The sequence below is a fragment of the Mucilaginibacter sp. L196 genome, assembly GCF_009765905.1.
GTDB lineage: Bacteria > Bacteroidota > Bacteroidia > Sphingobacteriales > Sphingobacteriaceae > Mucilaginibacter.
In genome coordinates this window covers 167532-189227 of the sequence record NZ_LMUO01000015.1, presented here as the reverse complement: position 1 = coordinate 189227, position 21696 = coordinate 167532, and the positions used below count along the sequence as shown (strand labels likewise).

General features: G+C 38.8%; 19 protein-coding genes and 1 tRNA gene. 4 read left to right on the top strand and 16 right to left on the bottom strand.

Features of this window, described 5'->3' with window-relative positions:
• Positions 1 to 714 carry a tRNA1(Val) (adenine(37)-N6)-methyltransferase gene (locus GSQ74_RS11850; protein ID WP_158993494.1) on the top strand — a complete coding sequence of 238 codons (714 nt, stop codon included), beginning with the start codon at positions 1 to 3 and terminating at the stop codon, positions 712 to 714.
• A gap of 1 nt (position 715) precedes the next feature.
• Complete coding sequence (locus GSQ74_RS11845) at positions 716 to 1207, top strand: metallophosphoesterase (RefSeq protein WP_158993492.1); 492 nt, start codon at positions 716 to 718, stop codon at positions 1205 to 1207.
• Positions 1208 to 1322: 115 nt separating this feature from the next.
• On the opposite strand, the gene rnhA is transcribed toward GSQ74_RS11845, so the two are convergent.
• Both rnhA and GSQ74_RS11835 read right to left on the bottom strand, forming a co-directional pair.
• Positions 1323 to 1793: a ribonuclease HI gene (gene rnhA / locus GSQ74_RS11840; protein WP_158993490.1), complete on the bottom strand. Its 471-nt coding sequence runs from the start codon at positions 1791 to 1793 to the stop codon at positions 1323 to 1325.
• Positions 1794 to 1877: 84 nt separating this feature from the next.
• A complete protein-coding gene (locus GSQ74_RS11835; protein WP_158993488.1) occupies positions 1878 to 3968 on the bottom strand; it encodes a cation-translocating P-type ATPase in 2091 nt (696 codons plus the stop codon).
• 107 nt (positions 3969 to 4075) lie between these two features.
• Here GSQ74_RS11835 and GSQ74_RS11830 point away from each other — a divergent pair.
• Together GSQ74_RS11830 and GSQ74_RS11825 are read left to right on the top strand one after the other, a co-directional pair.
• Positions 4076 to 4152 (top strand) — tRNA-His (locus GSQ74_RS11830).
• A gap of 79 nt (positions 4153 to 4231) precedes the next feature.
• Positions 4232 to 5488 (top strand): hypothetical protein, encoded by a 1257-nt coding sequence (locus GSQ74_RS11825; RefSeq protein WP_158993486.1) that lies wholly within the window; start codon positions 4232 to 4234, stop codon positions 5486 to 5488.
• Here the strand turns inward: GSQ74_RS11825 and GSQ74_RS11820 are convergent.
• The 14 genes from GSQ74_RS11820 to GSQ74_RS11755 form a co-directional block, all read right to left on the bottom strand.
• Positions 5485 to 5922, bottom strand: a complete 438-nt coding sequence (locus GSQ74_RS11820; protein ID WP_158993484.1) for a JAB domain-containing protein — start codon at positions 5920 to 5922, stop codon at positions 5485 to 5487. The two genes, GSQ74_RS11825 and GSQ74_RS11820, sit on opposite strands and share 4 nt — an antisense overlap.
• A 473-nt stretch (positions 5923 to 6395) precedes the next feature.
• Positions 6396 to 7091, bottom strand: a complete 696-nt coding sequence (locus GSQ74_RS11815; protein ID WP_158993482.1) for a hypothetical protein — start codon at positions 7089 to 7091, stop codon at positions 6396 to 6398.
• Between the two features lie 77 nt (positions 7092 to 7168).
• Positions 7169 to 7657 (bottom strand): hypothetical protein, encoded by a 489-nt coding sequence (locus tag GSQ74_RS11810; RefSeq protein WP_158993480.1) that lies wholly within the window; start codon positions 7655 to 7657, stop codon positions 7169 to 7171.
• Between the two features lie 33 nt (positions 7658 to 7690).
• On the bottom strand, positions 7691 to 7978 hold the full coding sequence (locus GSQ74_RS11805; protein WP_158993478.1) for a hypothetical protein: 288 nt from the start codon (positions 7976 to 7978) through the stop codon (positions 7691 to 7693).
• 11 nt (positions 7979 to 7989) lie between these two features.
• The gene (locus GSQ74_RS11800; RefSeq protein ID WP_158993476.1) at positions 7990 to 8562 is read right to left on the bottom strand and encodes a glycosyl hydrolase 108 family protein; all 573 of its coding nucleotides are present in this window, start codon (positions 8560 to 8562) and stop codon (positions 7990 to 7992) included.
• Complete coding sequence (locus tag GSQ74_RS11795; RefSeq protein WP_158993474.1) at positions 8562 to 9080, bottom strand: hypothetical protein; 519 nt, start codon at positions 9078 to 9080, stop codon at positions 8562 to 8564. Before GSQ74_RS11795 ends, GSQ74_RS11800 begins: the two co-directional genes overlap by 1 nt.
• 27 nt (positions 9081 to 9107) lie before the next feature.
• Positions 9108 to 10835, bottom strand: a complete 1728-nt coding sequence (locus GSQ74_RS11790; protein ID WP_158993472.1) for a hypothetical protein — start codon at positions 10833 to 10835, stop codon at positions 9108 to 9110.
• Between the two features lie 8 nt (positions 10836 to 10843).
• On the bottom strand, positions 10844 to 11743 hold the full coding sequence (locus tag GSQ74_RS11785; RefSeq protein WP_158993470.1) for a hypothetical protein: 900 nt from the start codon (positions 11741 to 11743) through the stop codon (positions 10844 to 10846).
• Positions 11744 to 11840: 97 nt separating this feature from the next.
• Entirely contained in the window at positions 11841 to 12176 is a 336-nt protein-coding gene (locus GSQ74_RS11780; RefSeq protein ID WP_158993468.1) for a hypothetical protein, read from the bottom strand.
• 30 nt (positions 12177 to 12206) lie between these two features.
• Complete coding sequence (locus GSQ74_RS11775) at positions 12207 to 15533, bottom strand: SGNH/GDSL hydrolase family protein (protein WP_158993466.1); 3327 nt, start codon at positions 15531 to 15533, stop codon at positions 12207 to 12209.
• Positions 15534 to 15816: 283 nt separating this feature from the next.
• On the bottom strand, positions 15817 to 18543 hold the full coding sequence (locus tag GSQ74_RS11770) for a hypothetical protein (protein WP_158993464.1): 2727 nt from the start codon (positions 18541 to 18543) through the stop codon (positions 15817 to 15819).
• Positions 18540 to 19028, bottom strand: coding sequence for a hypothetical protein (locus GSQ74_RS11765; protein WP_158993462.1), 489 nt, complete (start codon positions 19026 to 19028; stop codon positions 18540 to 18542). The genes GSQ74_RS11770 and GSQ74_RS11765 overlap by 4 nt, the downstream gene beginning before the upstream one ends.
• On the bottom strand, positions 19025 to 20056 hold the full coding sequence (locus GSQ74_RS11760) for a hypothetical protein (RefSeq protein ID WP_158993460.1): 1032 nt from the start codon (positions 20054 to 20056) through the stop codon (positions 19025 to 19027). Before GSQ74_RS11760 ends, GSQ74_RS11765 begins: the two co-directional genes overlap by 4 nt.
• A gap of 84 nt (positions 20057 to 20140) precedes the next feature.
• Positions 20141 to 21364 (bottom strand): hypothetical protein, encoded by a 1224-nt coding sequence (locus GSQ74_RS11755; RefSeq protein WP_158993458.1) that lies wholly within the window; start codon positions 21362 to 21364, stop codon positions 20141 to 20143.
• Positions 21365 to 21696: the final 332 nt, after the last annotated feature.

Here is a 21696-nt window from a genome sequence, read left to right as displayed (position 1 = left end):
ATGGCTGGCATTTTCCAATTCAAACAATTCGCAGTCGACCAAACAGGCTGCGCCATGAAGATTAATACCGATGGCGTATTGCTTGGTGCATTGGCTGAAGCTAAAAGTCCTCAAAATATATTAGACATAGGCACCGGCACAGGAGTAATTGCACTAATGCTTGCCCAAAGATTTTCATCATCTAAAATAGATGCGGTTGAAATTGATGAGTCCGCCTCGCTAACAGCGACTAAGAATTTTAAAAACTCGCCATTTGCTGATCGGTTAAAGTTATTTCATCAGGATTTTGAAAAATATTTTGAGGAACATCCTGAAAGGAAATATGATTTAATTGTATCTAACCCGCCGTTCCATATTAACTCGCTTGAATCGCCAAAAGCCAATAAAAAGGTAGCTAAACATACAGATAAAGATTTTTTTGAAGGTTTGATAACAGGTATAACTAAACATCTAACCGAAAGTGGCTTGTGTTGGTTGATATTGCCAATATCGACAGCAGAATTAGTGAAAGAATTAGCTGCATCTGATGGACTGTTTTTGCAGCGGAAAATCACAATTCATTCTTTTGAAGAAGATATTCCACACCGTGAAATATTAGTATTGGGAACAAATAATATCAAACTAAATGATTCAAAGTTTGTGATTTATAAAGAACCAAAAGTGTATAGCGAAATGTATATTGCTGCATTAAAGGATTTTTTCACTATCTTCTAGTATGACCAAAATAGGCCTCATCTCCGATACCCACAGCTACCTCGACGATGCCGTATTCAAACATTTTGAAAACGTCGACGAAATATGGCATGCCGGCGATTTCGGTAACATCGAACTGGCGGATCAACTCGCTGCATTCAAACCACTAAAAGGTGTATACGGCAATATAGATGGTCAGGACATCAGGCAAATCTATCCGTTAAACTTCCGCTTTAAATGCGAACAGGTAGATGTGTGGATGACGCACATTGGCGGCTATCCAGATAGGTACAATCCTGCAGTTAAGCCAGAAATTTATACTAATCCGCCGCAGTTATTTATCACCGGGCACTCGCATATTCTAAAAGTGATCTATGATAAAAAGATCAGCTGCCTGCATCTAAACCCCGGCGCGGCAGGTAAACAAGGTTGGCAAAAAGTGCGCACCCTAATGCGTTTTAGTATCGATGGTGATAAAATACAGGATTTGCAGGTGATTGAATTAGCAAAGTAGGTTCGTCCTAACTGTCATTCTGAACGAAGTGAAGAATCTTCTGGAATGTGCAAAGCCGCCATGTTTATCGAAGAAGATTCTTCGTTGCACTCAGAATGACAAGGTGCTTTAAAATTTACAACAACCCCGCCTTAGCATTCTCCATTTCAAAAACAGAGTCAATTAGTAAAGGCTTTTGCTTTCCGGCAGCGACCGCTAGTTCATCGCAACGCTCATTCTCCGGGTGGCCGTTATGCCCGCGTACCCAAGTGAATTTGATGTTGTGTAATTTGCTTACTTCCAGGTAACGCAGCCAAAGGTCTTTGTTCTTTTTATCCTTAAAACCTTTTTGCACCCAGCCATATACCCATCTTTTTTCGATGGAATCGATTACATATTTGGAGTCGGAAAAAATTATGACATCCTGATTGGGCAATTTGATGGCTTCTAATCCTTTTATTACAGCCAGCAGCTCCATGCGGTTGTTGGTGGTTTTACGGAAACCTTCAGCAAGTTCTTTATAATACTTGCCCGAGCGTAAAATTACCCCATATCCACCCGGTCCCGGGTTACCACTTGATGCTCCGTCTGTAAAAATTTCGATCATATTTTGAGTTCATGGCCTATGGTTGATAGTTCATAGCCATCCTTCAAAAATAGAAAAACTCTATCAACTATGATCCATTAACTATCAACTAAGCCGTTTCGCCTTCAGTCTCAATGAATTCCCTATCACTACAACATCCGAAAATGCCATCGCAAATGCGCCAACCATCGGGTTCAGGAAACCCAAAGCGGCAACAGGAATAGCAATAATGTTATAAGCGAAGGCCCAAAATAGGTTTTGCTTAATGGTAAGCATAGTGTGTTTGCTGATCTGTAAAAACTTAACCACAGAATGCAAATCGGTATTTAAGAGTATTACCCTTGCCGATTGTATAGCAACCTGACTGGCATCATTCATTGATACACCAACATCAGCCTGGGTTAGGGCAGGGGCATCATTAATGCCATCGCCTATCATAATGGTTTTACCCTTTTGCTTGTAGATGTCGATAACAGAAAGTTTTTCGTCAGGCAGTTTTTCCGCATGTACTTCTTTTATGCCGATAGCGTTGGCCACTTTTAAACAGCGGTTTTTCTTATCGCCACTTAACAGTACCGGAACAATACCTGAAGTTTTAAGTTGGGCTATCAAAGTCGCAGCATCAGGTTTTATTTCATCGTCGATAGCTATCTGAGCTAAAAGAACCTGGTTTTTATATAGCACTAAGTTAAACTCGCCATCGGTAGTGGCCTTTGCTGTTCCCAAAAAGTAATTATTGCCTTGCACATCCTCGGCACGCATGCCTAAGCCTTTTTCTTCTGCCGCTTTAAGGAGTATTAGCTTTTGCTGAGGCAGTGTTTTAAGTTCGGCAACTAAGGATTTCGCGATTGGGTGATTAGAGCGTTCCTCAATAGCCATGATGATTCCGCGCACGGTTTCCAAATCAACATCACTTTCAACCTTTATATCATTAATGCGGAACTTACCGGTAGTTAGCGTTCCTGTTTTATCAAACACCACAAATTTGGTATTGGCTACGGCCTCAATGGTATCTCCGCCCTTAATCAATATACCATTTTTGGCTGCCCTGCCTAAACCAACCATAACGGCGGTAGGAGTGGCTAAACCCATAGCACAGGGACATGATATTACTAAAACGGCAATGGCGTTCATCAAAGCGGTTTGCATGCTTGTATGCACCGAGAAATAGGTTATGGTGAAAGTGATAAGTGAGATAAATATCACCGCAGGCACAAATATCGATGCCACTTTATCACCCAGCCTTTGTACCGGAGGTTTTGCGGCCTGTGCTTTTTTCATCAGGTCGATGATTTGCGACAGTACTGTGTTCGATCCAACCTTAGTGGCCATTATTTTGATATTACCATGCTGAATGATGGTACCACCGATAACCTTATCGTATTTAGCTTTTTCAACAGGTATACTCTCGCCCGTAAGCATCGACTCATCAACAGATGCTTCGCCACTTAATACATCGCCGTCAACGGGGATTTTATCGCCCTGGTTAACCAGCAATATATCGCCCGAAACAACTTCTTTAGCGCTGATCACTTCTATACCATCCTTAATTACCCTATTAGCGGTAACTTGCTGAATTTTTACCAAATCTTTTACTGCTGATGTAGTTTGTGTAACCGAGCGTTTTTCAAAAACGTTACCTAATAACACTAAAGTTATAATAGTAGCGCAGGTTTCGTAAAACTCATATTGTTCGCCTAAATGCTCAATGGTACCAACCAAACTGTAAATAAACGCGGCTGTTGACCCCACAAAAATCAGCACATCCATGTTAGGTACGCCATTTTTAACCGATCCCCAGGCACTTTTACCAAAATGCAGGCATCCAACTATAAAAACCGGCAGGCATAAAAACAATTGAAGCAAAGGAATCTGCAAAAAATGCCATGGCAATACCATGTGTAGGAGCAGGGGCGCAGTGAAAACAAGACAAAAAATAAATTTATTTTCTATTTTTTCATAAAACTTAGGCATGTGCAAAGCGGGATCATCCACCACTTTAAAACCTAATTGTTCAATGCCTTTAATAATATCAGGAACGGTAGCTTCGTTTTCGGTAGAGAACTTAACTTCCTCACCTGCAAAGTCTACCAGTATATTTTGAAGGCCCTTTTTCGCCAGTAAATTATGTATGGATATAGCACAGTTATTACAGTGCATACCCGTTACATTCAACTCAATCAATTGCTCCGCCATAATCTCAAATCTAACTAAATCAGTATTTTAACACGTAAGCTAAATGTAATATTAAAAAAGCTTTGCAATTATCCGCAAGATTCATACTTTTGCATCTCTGAAAAACGGTAGATGTAGCTCAGTTGGTTAGAGCATCGGTTTGTGGTACCGAGGGTCGTGGGTTCGAGCCCCATCATTTACCCCACATGCAAAAACGGGCAGAAATGCCCGTTTTTTTGCAATCGGGACACAATCGGGACACACTTTTAAAGTTAATCAGACGTATGCAACCACCAAGTGATCCGCAGATAAACCGTCAAAATCCTAAAGAATATTTCATTTATTGGAACCATGATGTGCCTGAAGTGCTTTGGCATAAATACTCGCGGAGGCGCATACGAATAAAAAAGAAAGATAATATTAATCGTTATCAGGGGGAAGAACGTGAAATTTACGCGGAAGAATGTCGCCAGGTGTGGAAATATAGATTAGAAAAATTAAATTATAATCCTTTTGAGCTTGCGCTGTCTAAGTTAAACGCGATAACAGAACGTAAGGAAACTGTAGAAACTATAATAAAAGAAAAAGCGGCTGTAATTACAGCCAAAGCAACCCTCACCGAAGCCGAACGCCGCAAACTCACTCCAATCAATAAGGCTTGTGACCTTTGGGTTGAAAGCCGTATGGAGCGCACCAGAAATCGTAATTCTGTATCTACCTACCGGGTAACCGCCAGCTGGTTTAAAAAGTATTTTGAAGACTTAGAGACCATCAGTACGCCGGTAAGCCAGTTAACCCGCATGGATATCTCTTCGGCACTCATGGCTGCTAAAAAGGCGAAAGGGTGGGAGCCCACTACATTTAATAATGAGATGGATACCCTCACCAATCTCTTTAACTGGTTGGAGCTGGAAGAATATGTTACTGTTAACCCTATCCGGGGTAAGCTTCAAAAGGTAAAAACGCAAAAGCATAAACACCGGTGGTATGATCGGGAGACATTAGAGCTTGTAAAAGCAAAATTAATTGAGAAAGAAGAGTTCCTGGTTTACCACGTAATGGAATTCACTTATTGGACGATGATACGGAGTAAAACAGAATTGATGAAATTAAAAGTTGGTGATATCGACCGGACATTAAAACGCATTCATTTCTCCGCAGACCTTGATAAAACCGGCACCGAGGCTTACCGGGATTATGAACCGGAGTTTGAAGCAGTACTGGATATTATAAATTTTGACACCATACCTAACAACTTTTACATTTTTGGAAAGGGCGGAGAGCCTTCAGAATTTAAATGCCATAAGGATCTATTTGCTGATCGATGGCGCCCTATACGCACCGAACTTGGGCTATCGGATGATTTTACAATATACGGCCTTAAACACACCAGAATCGTGCATTTATTAATGAAGGGCATCGATGGTTACGATATCAGTCATAAAGCCAGGCATACCGACCCAAAATCAACCAAACAATACCAGCGCGATTATGATATTACGCTCCTGAATGTATACGGCCCGGAGGATCTTACATTCTAAGCTCTCATCAACCCATGATCCTTAAACGAATAATAATTATTACGGTTAACTATAATATGATCCAGTAGCTTTATATCCATCAATTCAGCTGCTTTACTTAGTCGATCAGTTATGTTTAAATCCCCTCCCGATGGCTTTAATATGCCTGAAGGATGGTTGTGCGCGATAATTATTTTTGACGCAAGGCAATTTAGCGAACAGCTTAACGCAAATTTGATATCAAATAATGTCTCATTACCAGTCCCGGTATTTATACAACGCCAGCCTATCACCTCGTTACTGTTATTTATGCAAAGCAAATAAACCTGTTCCTGAATATTAATTAATGCTTTATCCCAAATTTTAAGCAAATAACTATAGCTTTCGTCAGAACCGGTGAGAGGTGAAGATAATATACGTGAGCTGAAGCTTACGCGTAATTGTGAATTTTTCAAGGATAGGCAAAAAAAAAATGACGTAGTATTAACTTTTGCCTGATCAAGCGTTCCGAGGGGACACGCTACACAAAAGCACAGCTACGCCATTTTGGGCGTACAGATACCTTTTGTGTTGCTAATTTTTTTCAGAATTTCGGATCAGGCAACTCGCAGAAGTACAATGTTTTTTGCACTTCAATATAAAAAAGTGATAAGGTATAATTATAACGGCATTTGACTGTAAAAGGTTATCTAAAAATGAATGCCGGTCGATCTCGCATCTTCCGGCATTCATTTTAACTCACCCTAATAAAAAACTATTTCAATACCTGCTCCGGATCAAATCCAATTCTCTTAACCAAATCCTCATAATTGATGTGTCTGTGGGGTAATAATGCTACATCCTCCGTAACCTTATTCGGCATCCAGTAAGAAACCGTCTCACCGTTAAACTTGATAATTTTTCAAACAGCGTCAGGAATGGTGATCGATCAGCCCTTAAAACTATAAACTTTCGAGGTGTCAGAGCTTACACAACCCGCCCATATTTCAACTGAATCAGCCAATACGGGATGCTTTACTTTGTTCAGCGTGGCGCCTAAAAGTAATCTTGTAGTATCTTCACTGGAAATCATAGTTCCAATATTCTGCCTCTGATATTCACCAAATTCGCAGTAAATTTCTGTATTGCTTAATATGGCGCCGTTTTTATCATGTGCCATCAGTATCCATGCTGCGGCACAATGGCCGTAAACTATTTCAAAAAGCGACATTGGTTTATTAATCAGCCTATTGATGTAGCTGTATAGTTCATCATAGTTGGGTTCACCGGGCGTTATATTCCAATTCGCATACACGCCACTTCTTGGGATATTGGCTGCTTCTTGAGCCGACACATCAGCAGCTGTAAAAGTTGCATGCTCACAAACCGGGTAACCTTTTACGGTATCCGCGATTGATGTTAAATAAGGATTTACCCATAACCTGCATCCACTGCAAAAAACACTTTTAACCGTAGGGTATTGCGCATAAAGCTTCTTCACATAAGCCGAATTATACACACTATCCTGCAACCGGGCCTTTGTGCCCGCCTCAACATTGGTTGTTTTCTGGGCATTACAATATGCCGCATTTAAGCATAACAACAGCCATACTAATAGTATATAAATATAATTCCTTGTTTTCATTTTGATTGGTTTGTGAAAACGTCAGCGTACTTTGTTCCCAACTATCAAACCGGGTTATTTTCCTCCGGGCATTATATTTATGCGGCTACTGCTAATGAAGCTGTGGCAGCAGCGCTCCCATTAAACACGTTATCAAAAACCCATTGTACCAACGGAATTGCAATTGCACGCACTATTGCTCCACCCGGTACTAAATTAGTTAATGAATAAACCGCGATACTTAACACCTCATCCTCCCAACTGGTGCCGCTCTTAGGTGTTAATGACGATGCGATCAATTGCAAGGTTTGTACTGGGGTACTGGCAGCAGGTACTTCTATACCAATGTTTGCAGCTACCTTGTCTACCACACCTAAGAAACCGGTAACAAAAGATTGCCCCAATAATTTGGTAATAGCAGCTACAATAGCATCACCATTAAGCGTGTTATTGGCTTTTAAAACATTCGCCATTTGTAATATTTCTAATATTACATTCTGATCAGTGGCCGGTACCGCTGCCCACTCTTTCGCAAGTGCAGTTTGCACATTACTTTCAGCTTTACTTAAACAAGAAAAAAGACTCATGATTTTTGTTTTTAATGTGTAATAATTTATTACTTACTTTTTTAGATGCGGAAAAATAGCAGAGAAGATATTGGTAAATTGATATATAAATTCAATTAAGGCAGCAGCGCCAATTCCTATAGTGCCTATCCATTTAAATTTTTGAATCCAGCCCTCATGCTCAGCCAATTTAATTTCAATAACTTTTTGTCGGTCAACAAGCCCACCATCCTTATTATATTCATTGCCCAACAAAGCAGTTTTTATCTGTTCTACCGATGAATTCAAATTTTCAACCTGGTTTGTTAATTGTTTAATCTGCTCATTCTCAATCTGAGTCATTCAAGTATGCTTTATACGTAATTCAATAATCGTTTCTCCCAAACGTGGTTCCATTCGTTCCAGCCAGCATCAAGCTTATAGCTATTTAAGCGCTCAACGTTAATTTCCTGCATCAGATCTGCCGGTGGCAAGCTGTTAAAAGCCGCTAACGTAGCCGGGCCAATCACCCTATCCACAACCAGCATCTTTAAAGTCGAATGCGTATAGGTCATTACCTGGTTACAAGCCAGCTGCATAAACTTGCGCGCCATTCCTTCACCCTGGTTCACCGAACAATCAAACAAGTTGTTGGCCAATTGCTGATCAATAGCTTTATCCAGATTTACTACATCCCAATATCCTTCTTTATAAAATTGTTGAATATTAAGTTGCAGCGCGTTATTCTGCGAAAGCAAAACATTCAGCTTAGCCTCTGATGTGCCGGGGTTATCCCTTTTGTACACGTCCACAATTTTCCAGCCCGCCCATCCGGGGTTAGCGCCACGGTCAATGCCTCGATAAGTTTCCTTTTCGCCGATACCGGGATTATAACCACCCTCATTCCCGAGGATAGTTATTCTAAATGCGATGCCGAAGTCAGCCATTATGCAGCAATGGATGCTTTAGGAGGAGCAATTGTCAATGAGCTTACCAAGTCCTGAGCGGCCTGTAATGCTATTTGTGCTTTTTCAAGATTAGTAGGCTCAGCTATAACCGGAGCAACTTCTTCAGTGGCAGCCGGTGCATCATTTGTATCGGTAATAGTTACAACAGATGGCGCTGCTGGTGCTGCACTTATGTTTTGATTTAAGGTGTCAATACCTGTTTTAATATCACTTAACAATATATTTGTAGGATGTGAGGCTGATGTCAAATCAATTACTGAATCTCCTAATCCCACAATCTGCTGTCCGGCGGATGTTTTAAGCAATGGTATTTCAGACGCTGTATCTGCTAGGCTCTGAATTACTATCGGTGCATCTTTAGCCGACCAACCAACACCAACCAAGCCAATAGCAATAGCCATTGTTTCAGGGTCAACAGAGCGTTTTACTAAAAATGTTACTAATACCAGGACGAATGCCGAGCCAATCCCGAAAAGCGTGGTTTTGCAATTTTTCATATTATTGTTTTTTATTTATTTGATAAACTATACTATTATAAATCTAGTTTCAGTAACCCCCGTTGCAGTATTAGGGTGGAATGTGCATTGAGTTATATTATTATTTTCGTCAACTGAATCAATAGTATATGTTGGATTATTATTAGGAGTCCATACACCTGATATTAAATCTTTCTGCTGCACTTGAAAATCATTTCCATGAGCAGTGAAGTAAGTCATATACTCTAGAGTAGTAGGGTACGGAAATGCAGATGTACCTGTACCGCCCATATCAGTTAGATTTATACCTACTAAATTAACTTGCCAAGTAACTACAGTAGGAGTACCCGTAGTAATATCAATTACAGTTTTACTTGCAGGTGGTTCATATGCATAAGAAATATGTCTACCACTCATTTGAGCCACCATCTGTGATAAAGGTGCCCATACTCCATACTGATCAGCGAAGTTACCTAATACAGTCTTATATATAATTGGGGCTGTGACATTGACTTGTCTAGCTGATCCAGCATAAGCACCGTCACTATACCATTCTTGACCAAAATTCTGAAGAAATGAATTATTATAAAAAGCAGATGATGTATTGAATATTAAATTACCTAACCCTCCTAGTGCATAAATTTCTTTAACATAGTTAGGAAATACACAGAAACATGTTGAATTTTGTGAGAAGTAATGAGAAAATGTACTCCTTATAGTACAGTATTGAAAACTTCCAGTTACTTGCTGCATCAGACTTGTATTAATATTTACACCATACATTTGTTGATTACTATCAAATAAAGCTATAAATCCATTTTGAGCTACTTGAATAACAGAGTAATATATTCCATCACGTAAATTCATGTGATTAATATATGCACCTGAAGCTAAGACTATAGTACCCATAGAATAATTTGAGTCTGAGCTATTAAACCACCCAAATTCACAGTCAAACAATCCTACTGCACCTGAGTCAGCATATACTACAAGATCAAGTAACTGAGCAGTTTGAGTATGGTTACCTGAATCTTTAAATTTAATATTAGTATAACTTACTCCATTAGTATTATAACTTTGAAATAAAGTACTATCTAAGAAATCTGTAGTACTAGTTAAAGGACAGTAACTAATGTTAGGTGAGACATTCCTATTGTTAGAAATGAAAGCTAAACCACCTGGATTAGGTGTATTCTCATATGCAGTATAGTGATTATTATTTGGATATACTTGTACCCAATTATCATCAGTAGATGTAGGATTAGTAGCTGTACCTGCAGTGAATCCACCTGGTTTTAAACAGTAGTATACAGCTCCATCAGTGCCTAAAGTTGGATCTAATTGATTATATGCTGAAGCTGAGTTAAATGCTGGTGGATTAAATTTCCATCTCCTATAATGTACATTTCTAAAGTCATTAGGTACATCTACATTATAGTATGCATCAATTCTTCTATAAATAACTCCTTTAGTTGCACCTGGGATAGAACTATTATTTATAGTATAAGAAATTATATCACTAGGAAATGATTCAGATCTAGCTTCACAAGATATAGTATTATTATTCAGTGCAAATACTATTATAGCTTCAATTGGACCTGTATTAACTACAATTGGACTAACATTAGGTAAGTTATGTACAGTCTGATAATCTGTAATTCTATAATATTCACCTTTAATTAAAGTAGATGCACTGATTGCAGCTACTAAATTACTATATAAAATATCAATTACATTCGACGGAATTTGGCTGAAATTAAGTTGTGTGGTGCTCATAAGCTTATTTAATAAATAATTGAATAATTAACTCTTATTTTATCTGTAGGTTGAATAGTGCTCAAGAAAGTTATTGTACTTCCACTAATTGTGTAATCTTCGCCTACACCTTCATCTTGTAATACCCCATTAAGAAATACGGACTCACTACCAATTATTGGTATATTAACTAAGGTGAATACCTCATTAATACCGTTCTGAACCCCGCTTGGGGCTTCTCTTGTAATTAAGGTACTAGATGGCCCACTAGAGTTAAATAAACTATCTATGTAAGCTTTATTTACAACATCATAAGGATTAACAGGCAACTGATTTGTAGTTACACTATCTTTAAAATGGGTTCGTCCTGTAAAATCGGTTGCGCCAGTAGTCGTGTTATAAGTCATCTGCCATCCGAATACTCCAGGCGTATGTTCGGTAAAATCTGCAAAACCCAATGATGCGTTTCTATAATACGAGGATACTGTACCAGACGAGTTATAAATATCCACCTCTGCCAAATTGCCTCCGCCTATGCCTGATTTAACAGACACACCTGTACCGTTTCCAGCCAGGAATAAGCCCTCGCCAGTAATATTAAAATTAGCAGTTTGAGGTGTATTTATGTTAGAGTTATTCGCTATAAACCCGTTTCCGTTCAAGAAATTTCTAAAAAGGCCTTGTGTTACATAATCACTTGTAACAGTAGTTAAGCTATCGGCCTTATTTAAAAACAGATCATAGGGCGAAAACAAGCCATTCGTTCCAAAATTCCACCGATAAGCATTAGTTGTTGAATTATACTGCGCAATACCAGTAACCCCAAGCCAGGTTTCCTGCGCATGGGCCACCTCGCCAATTAAAAGGAACAGGCAAATTAGGAACCCGATCTTGCTACTTGCTACTAAATACTTGATACTATCTTTCATATACATTTTATTTCTGTTATTTCACTTACTGATATATTAGTTTCAATCATCCCCGGCACATAAATACATCCAGTTTAATACCATGTGCTTGTGCCGCCTATTGTTGTTTTGTTTGCTCTGGAATCAGATCCGGCCATTTTTTATATATTATGGTTGACAGATAAGTATATGCCTGCTGAGCATGTGTGAAATCTTTAGCACTAATATTTTCGCTCTCAACCATTGATTTATAACCGGCGGTTAGCGCCTCCAAAACTGCTTTTGCATCAGCCTCATTATTGAGCCTTATATCAAGATATGGAACTTGCTGAATAGCTGATTTTGCTGTATCGGTTAGTTTGGTTTGCGTTGGTGATAATTGCGTTTTTTTAGTTTGAGCAAATGAAATTGTTGTAATGGCCATTAGCCCGATGATTAAAATTGCTTTTTTCATTGTTGTTTTTGATATATGATTAGTTAATTATTAATAGCCTTCTAATAATATTGTGCCTGTTGTTGGAGCACCTGTTACCGTTATAGCAGTTGTTGATAGAGATGTGACCGCGCTTGATGCAACGCTGTTAGTAGTTACTATTGCCGGAGTATTGGCAAAAGCAGTTGGAAAAGTGTAGGATGCTGTACCTGATAATGCAGATAAATAAATCACCACCTTTTTATAAGATGTGCCTGCAAATGGTTCGCTGAATTTTGCAGTACCACTTGTACTTCCTGCTACTGAAGTTTGGGTAGAAGTTAAGCCAAGTGAACCAAAAACACCGGCACCGGTTGTCGTAATGCTTCCGTTAAAAATATTAGCTGTTACACTTGTATTGCCAAAAACCATTTGGTTACTAGCTGTTATTAAAGCGCCATTACCTAACCCTGTTGAGTTCGTTACAGTAGCAGGAGTATAAATTTGTGGGCCTATTAATGTATTATAATCCCCTGATGTTGTTGGTGTTGGGCCTGACCCATTATGCCAACCTATAGATACAGTATAGTTGCCATTATAACTAGGTAGATTTAAATCACCAATTATAGCATCAAAAGAACCTGAACTTAGGGTAATAGCAGTCCCACTACCCGTAATAAAAGTTCCTTGACTTGAAGTAAGCGCTCCTGCTGTTACTCCGTTAGTACCTCCATTTTCAGCACCAAGTACAAAAACACCTCGACCAGTAAAGTTTTGCGGTTTTGAAACGCCTATAAAAGCTGAATTATTATAAATACTATTAGATGTATTAAATATTCCTGATATATTAGGAGAAGTAAAAGTTCCATTAACATTCAGACTATTATCAATCGTCGCATTACCTGAAGATGCAGATAAACGCATTGCCTCTGAGCCATTTAATGAGAAAGCTATATCATTTGAGTTAATTAAATAAAAAGTATTTGGAGTTAACCCACTTGTATAACCGGTACTTGTTCTAAGCAAGAATCCACTTTGATTAGCGTCATTGCCTAATTGTAACCCAACAGCTGCCGCGGGTCCTGAATTTGTGTTCTTAATGGTAGTTAGTAACCCATTATTATAAGTAGATGAAGAATTTAGATTATCATTATGTACAAATAATCCCCCCAGCGAAGTGTTAATAACAGCTTCAAATGCTGTGGCTATTACCTGGTGACCTGCATCATTTGGATGTAATCCCTCAGGCGCTAAATCAGTTGCAGTATTCATTGGAGTACTACAATCTGCTAGAATTACATGTAAGCCTAATGCTGATAGGGTAGATACGTTAGATGCAATTGCTGCATTATAACTATCTGTATTTGCAGAACTGCCTCCTAATGAAGCATAAGCAGCTGCACTCATGTGGTAAATATTACTCACATAAACTACACTACTACCAGCTACTCCACTTCCTCCAACACCTGCAGCCCAGTCAAAAAACAAGTATGGATTTGCATCCAGTTTAGTTAATACAACTGTATGTGCACCATCAGATAACCCTGAGAAAATTTGAAGTTTAGGCCCAAAAGTATTACCTAAAATAGTGTTAAGTGATGGACATACAGAACTAAATGTACCTTCATTAGTACCATCAATTGTAATACTATATGTACCTGTATAGGCTGCTCCTTGCTTTGTTCCTATCAATACAGATGTACCGGTTACAGTAAATGTTGCTGTAGCCCCGTTTGCCTGAGTATACATCCCTATCCAACTTGCGGGTGCCCATGATCCTGTATATGTAACTGAGGGACTACCCCCTAAAATCTTTTGAGAGGCTGGAATAGCGAGATAAGCAAGTAATGCTTCATGCCCTGTTTTATAAACTGCTAGTCGAGTTGAATCTATTCCATAATGATACTGGTCATTTGTGCCAAGCATCAACGTAGAAATACTATTACTATATATATTAGTAGCAAAAACATAAGGAGCTTGGTCGGGCACCATGCTATAACCAACCGCATTGTTTTTAAATGACCATCCTGTAAATTCGGATAATAATGAAATATAATCGTTCGCGGGAATACTAGCCCCCGTTCCTGCTGTTATAGAATCACCGAACGTATTTACAGCAAATAACGAGATTGGTTGAGTTGATGTACCACCTGGGCTTTTTAAGTACATCGGTATGTTCGAGGTGTCTCCAACAGCCATAACACTTTGTAGACCCAATGAATTGTTCGCAACATAATTTGCATCAGCATAAGCTTTATTTACTACATCGTATGGATTAATCGGGACTTGATTAGTAGTTACACTATCTTTAAAATGAGTGCGGCCATTAATATCTGTTGAACCCGTAGCCGTGTTATATCCCATAGTCCAGCCATATATACCGGGTGTTATATTCGAAAAGTCAGCAAAGCCAAATGTTTTATTTCTAATATATGCTGATACTATATTATCGTTATAAATATCAATTTCAGCCTGACTTGTGCTCGAGTTTTTACCAGCGATAGCAACTCCGTAATCGGTATTAGAAGGATTAGTAAAAAAACCCTCGCCTGTAATAGTAAATTGAGCCGTTTGTGGTGTATTTATGCTAGTGCCATTTTGAATATAATTGGTTCCACCAGTTGCAGGTGCATAACCGCTTAATAATGATTTTACTGCCTTAGTTGTAGTTAAAGCAAGTGAATCAAGTAATATATTTGTAGAATAATCAGCATCTTCTAATATGCCCACATTGTGTATTTGATCTACAATAACTATATTGTCGTTATATTGATTATTAGGAGTACCACCTCCTAAAACAAGTGTTTCGGCAGGATCTCTACCAGTTAATAGACTCCTTGTTAACTGTAAGCTATTGTTGTACATAGTGAGCTCAGAAGCCCCAAGTCCGTTGGTTCCGACTGTAAGCTGAGCATAAATAGGACTAATAGCTAATTGCGTGGCATCCGACGAACCATCTTGTGAAGTTAAACCAATATAACTATCCCCTAAACCAATACTTGAGAGCGTATTGTTGCCAAGCAATAAATTATGATGATTGTTATTAATGGCAACATCAGATGTCAATAATCCACCTAACCCAATGATTGCCCCGTTTCTAGTTAGACCATTATTTGCAGAATCTAAATAATTTTGTGCGCTTAAAAAGTTATGCTTTACATAGTCACCGGGTACGGTGCTTAAGCTATCCGTTTTCTTTAAAAACAAATCATAAGGTGAAAACAAGCCATTCGCTCCAAAATTCCACCGATAGGCATTAGTTGTTGAATTATACTGCGCAGCACCGGTAACTCCAAGCCATGTACCCTGAGCATGCACTGCACCACCAAATAACAGCAACATGCCAACTAGTAATGCGATCTTGCCACTTGCTACTAAATACCTGATACTATCTTTCATATACATTTTATTTCTGTTATTTCACTTGCTGATATATTCGTTCCAATCATCCCCGGCTGTTAGCGCCTCCAAAACTGCTTTTGCATCGGCCTATTATTGAGCCTTATATCAAGATATGCGCCTGCTGAATTGTTGATTTTGCAGTGTCAGTTAACTTGGGTTGCAGTGTTGACGATTGCGTTTTTTTAGTTTGAGCAAAAGAAAATGTTGTGATGGCCAATAAGCCAATGATTAAAATTGCTTTTTTTATTGTTGTTTGATATATGATTAATTAATTTGATTTTTAGAATGTACTACCAATTGCTCTCAGCCATTGAGTACCTGTATACCAATATATGTAAGTAGCATCAACCGCAATCTCATGAGAAGTTCCCGGTGAATTAGATGAAGTTGGTACAGTAGTCATAAGTTTTGTGTAGTAATTATTACTGCCATCATACACCCCAGTATCATCTATTTGTAGTAAAGTGCCTGTATCAGATGAAATACTGAAAGAGGTTCCATTCGCATTTATGGATGCACCTGCAGAACCTTGCCAACTAAGTTGATCATCTCCAATTAAAAATTGATCATCACCTGCGAATATAAATTTACCTGAATTGGCCCCAAGACCTCCTAAAGCTAATTTTATATTATTATTGCTATAATATAATTTATCTGAATCAGATTGAAAGGTGGAACCACCCACTCCATCATAATATAAACCTAATCCAGTATCATCACCTGATACAAACGAGCTTCCTTTATCAGTGAGATAACTTAATTCTGTACCAATCGCATTTATGGATGCACCTGCTGACCCTAACCATTCTAATTGATTATCAAGTATTTCAAATTTATCATTTCCTTGATAATACAATTGACTTGAGCTTATACCCGAACCTATTCTAAAGTCATCTTTAGCGTTATTGAATTCTAATCCACTATTATTAGCTTGTAATGTGGTGACACTACTACTATATACTAAACCGCCAACACCACCATCATTATCATCGCTTACATTAAATTGAGTGCCAATTGGATTTGAAGTACCATTTGTTAAAAATACATTAAATCCACTATTAGATATATTCATCTGCACTGTATCTGTATTGGGCGATACTGGAGTGTAGGTCGACACAACTCCCAATTCAGGAGTCACATAAAAAGCGACAGTTCCGTTCCCATTATCAAAAGAAGTTAAAGTAGTTCCTTCTATTGGGCTACTTCCATGACCAATTACAGGTATGGTTGCATTTCCTATATTGAAGGTGTTAGTAATCTCTAAATCTTCTTTAAAGTCTTTGTAATAGTAACCTGTTGTATCTATAATTTGGGTGATTGTTTTCCTGTTTGGTGCTAAGCCGCTTCCTAAATTTTCTACTTGTGTAGAAATGCCTCCGGGATATATTACGTTGAATACGTTCGCCGATGAATCTTGTAATACGTTAATCACACTAAAATCAACTGGATGTCCTATACTTGGATAGGTTTGTGGAGTGGTTTGATAACCTGTTTCCATTATATGAGTACCCACTATGGAACTGAAACCTAAACCATAAGAACCAACATTTACATCTGTAGGTATTGTTAATGTTAAAGGCAAATAAGAACCTACCCCTCCGCCGTTTGAACTTGCGGTTACTAAGCTATCCACATATGTTTTGTCTACAAGCGTCCCACCTATTGCGCTTCCAAAATCAACATTACCTAAATACGCAGCCCCTCTGTTATTATTATTTGTAATTAATATAGGATTAATCCCACCACCAAGATTTATTTCTTGATCTGTCCCATCATTAAATTCGATATTCGTATAGCCATTAGTACCTCCAGCTACTTCCACATCACTTGCTCCTATATTTGACTCATTAGTCGCGCTCAACATAATGATTGGATTGCCATTAACCGATGAATCGGGTTGAGCATATATCAATGCTGTATTAGCATTGGTAGTATCTCCTATGAGGATTGATTTATTGTGCGTATTAGTATGTATATAACTATAAGGTACATAATTACCACTCCCTCCTCCACTACTTGCAGCAATTTGGGCATTTACATATTTAACGGAAGCAAGCGCATTTGGAGTGCTTGCCGTACTCCAATTTGCCGAATAATCAGATGTATTTTGAGCACCAATTCCATTTCTATCTGTAAATTGAATCATAGCCCCGCTTCCACTACTTGGCAATGATATGAATCCCCCCCCGTTACCTGATATTAGTATGCCACCTAGGTTACTGGTTATTGAATTACTTATAGTACCATTGCCGGAAGTTAATTGAAATTGGTTATTCCCTATAGTGAAGTTATTATATCTATCATCAAAAGTGAAACTATTACCATTTAATCCGGTAGCTATCGTACTTGTCAATCCATACCCCCCTAAACCAACAACTCCATCTACTTCTTGTATGCCGTTACCGTATGCAATAGAAACACTTGTAGTGACCAAGCTATCAACATAACCTTTATCTATTATAGTGCCCACAGTTGCACTGCCAAAGTCAACATTACTTTGGTAAGCCATTCCTCTATTGTTGTTGTTAAAAACTTGAATAGGGGCTACCCCTGCTGGTAGGGTTATTTGTTGAGCATATGTTCCATCTTGAAATGCAATATCAGTAAAACCCCCTGAGCCTCCCTGTATTTCAAATGCACCAAAACCCTCTCCCAGTATATCGCTTGCGCTCAGCTGTGTAGCGGGTGCTCCGGAACCAGAACTACTACTATCAGGCCGCATATATAATTCGGCTGAATATGATACAGTATCTCCTAATAATATTCGTTGATTGGTTTGATGGTGTATATAAGAAAAAGGCACATAACTTAAGCTATCAACCTTCTTTAAAAATAAATCATAAGGCGAAAACAAGCCATTCGCTCCAAAATTCCACCGATAAGCATTAGTTGTTGAATTATACTGCGCAGCACCAGTAACCCCCAGCCATGTACCCTGAGCATGTGCAACGTCGCCAATTAAAAGAAACAGGCAAATTAGGAACCCGATCTTGATACTATCTTTCATATACATTTTATTTCTGTTATTTCACTTGCTGAAATATTCGTTTCAATCGTACCCGGCACATAAACGGCTCCAAGGCTCCCAATTGCGGTAGCTATCTTTTCCAATTCAGTTTGTATCAACTGATCTTTTGCATTTATGCCGGATTGTAGTGGTGTAAACCTAACCAGGTTGTTTCCTTCACCACCTAAACTCATCGTGCCGTCAGCTCTAAGCCACGCGTAAAAACTAAGCGTTCCATCAGACATTAGGCTGTATAAACGTTTTTCACCTGGCTGCGCCTCCTGCTGGTTATTCATATAACCTAATATTATCGGGTCGTCAATATTTGATGTGTCGGCATATATGGCCGACATATTAGGTAACGGGCAACTGTCATCTCCGAAAGGAGCACATTCATTTGCGCTTTTCATGCCAAATTCCAGTATAGTAACTATACGTAATCCAGCGTCTATTAAAGTGTTCTTGATAATGCTAAAACTGATCATTGAAATATATCTATGGGCTGGTCTCCAGTAAAAGTTTCCGGTAATACAGCCGTTATTGCCATCGTTCTTGCAGTACTGCTTTCGCTCTTGGTCGTATTAATGACCATCATTCTGGCTTTCTTCGTTATATACAGATCCGGATTGCTGAACATGATAATATCACCTGGGTTAATATCTTCCCAATGCTCAAGCATAAATTCAACCTGTATATTTTTAAGCTCTGCAGCAAATGCGTTCTTGGCACCATCATCGGTATCTGTTTCATTACCCGATGTTAAAATATGTACATAAGGCCTATAAGCTTTTACAAGATTATCATCAATAACATCGAATGCATTAACATTTGATGGTTTTGTAACATCTTTTTTGCCGGGTTGCCGAATGCTTCCAACACTACTATGCATTTGCTGGCCATTTACTTTTAAAGTAGATCTACCAGTGATATTACTGTTGTCAAACCATCCTTTGGGTTTGGCTTTGGCATCGGGCCTGAACATGATAATGTTGCCATTCACATCATGCGAAATGATCACGTTTCGTTGTGCAGCAAGTTTAGATAAATACTCCTTTACGCTGCCCGAAGGCGATGCTACACTTTTTTTATAGACCTTGTCACAAACCGCAGCAACGTTATCATAAACTATTAAATTAAGGTTGAAAAAACTAAGTAGGCGCTGTGCAATTTCTCTTAAACTACGATTATCACTTTGCAAGGGATACGCTTCATATGGAACAGTACAATCCTCTAAAACACCACCTAAGCTATAACCTGATAAGGTAACTAACTGCGGCGCACTGTCCGAAGTAAAATCCATGTTAACCAGTTTGCCAGTAAAAAACAACGTATCATCATCATGGTAAAACTGCACCATGGGGTAGGTGAGTGGTTTGTATAAAACCTTATGCGCAGGATTAGTCGGGTCAAAATATCCGTGCATCGTAAATGAAGATGCCACCGCATCTAAGTGCGACGTCATGGCAAATTCATTAAAATATAGGAAGTATGAACCGTTAACCTTTACTTTCATCTTTTATCTCCAAATCTTAAAATCCCCTCTCTAGAGGAGGGGAGGGGTGTGTTAATGAGCATGCAGATAAACCGATCCTAGCACCTATACCAAATAGGTAATCTGCGTTCCTTTCGGAATATTGAATAATAAATTATTCCTGATATTATTTAATTGTCTGAATTGCTCCAGATTAACATCGTCAGGATCTAAGCCCATATATTTATGGGTAAGCAGTATAAGATTAGTGTTAATATCGGTATAAATGATGCGCTGCTGCTTAGCGGTAAATGCCAAAGCATTTAAGTTCGCTATAGTCTCTATCACCAGTTCCTGTACGCCCGTCTGCGTTTCCTGGCTTGCCGAAAAACTATTAATCGGATCGGTAATATTTACATAAGCATTGTCAAGCGTAGCCAGGTAATCATTATACAAACTCGTTAACGAGTCACTAATCGTTGCAATATCCCCACGGGTTAAATAATCACCCGCTGCCGGGTTAACCAGCGTATTACAAACAGAACCAATACAAGCTGCACCTACTGATTCAAAAAATGCTTTGTTATTAGCTGAATAAATATCCAGTAACCCTTTTATACTCCCATAAATAGCATTCAATAATTCAAGCCGGATACTTACATCAGCTACCAGTTGCGACGGTATCGATAAAAAAGCATACATAGCCGAGATAGCGTCAACCGGATCTAATATCAGGTTGGTAATATCATCAAACATCGCATTCTTAGCCAACACATAAACATTGTAATTAACAGCATCCATCGCGGCCGATACCTGCGCATCTATTTTTTGCGAAAGACTAGTTACCTGATTAACATCAGCCGGTTTTAAATTTACCTTTGCTGCGTAATTGGCGGCAGATGTTGAACTTAAGGCCGTATAGTTTCCGGCAACTTCATCCACAATGGATATCTGCTGCGCAGGAGGATTGCCCGATATCGTTTCCCTGAACTCAACAGTAACCTCTGTGGCATTATAGTTGTTATCATTCCTTTTTATGCTGATAGGGTGACCCGTAATATCGCCATAATAAGGATGTCTTACCGTCCATGCACGCTGATCATTGGCCGAAGTATCAAAAGCGTCCGTCTGATCAATATTATCAGCGCCGGTGAACCAAAATGTTAAAGGGAATTGCCTCGCCTTTACGCGCCTGCGTGCCACTAGGCCACCATCCAAACCATTGAACTCGTAAGTAGCCTCGTTAAACTCCTTAGATGTTTCCCCGCCTTTCCACAACGGTGTATAGCTTTTACCATCACCGGTGATGATAGTAAAAACAGTGTTTTGTATGCGGTCTAACCAGGTCATTTATTATTATGATTAATTTTTATTCTTGAATCTATTTCAGCGCTCTCATAAACTGTTTTTGAGCTTGCTTAGTTTACCCCGCTAAAAGTTTTAAAAAAAAATCAGGACTTCTGCGGATAAAGCTTTTGTTAGCAGTTTTCTACTTAACATCAAGAGCTGCGCTGTTAAGCGTTTGCCTCACTGCACCCGGCAATGCCGATCTGCTTAATTGTTCCAGCTGTAAACAACCATAGCGTCAGTGTTGATATTAAGGCTTATCACTTATATTTTTTAAAGATAAAATAATAAATACAAACTATCCAAAAGAGAAAGTTGTTTTCTCATTTTTTTGT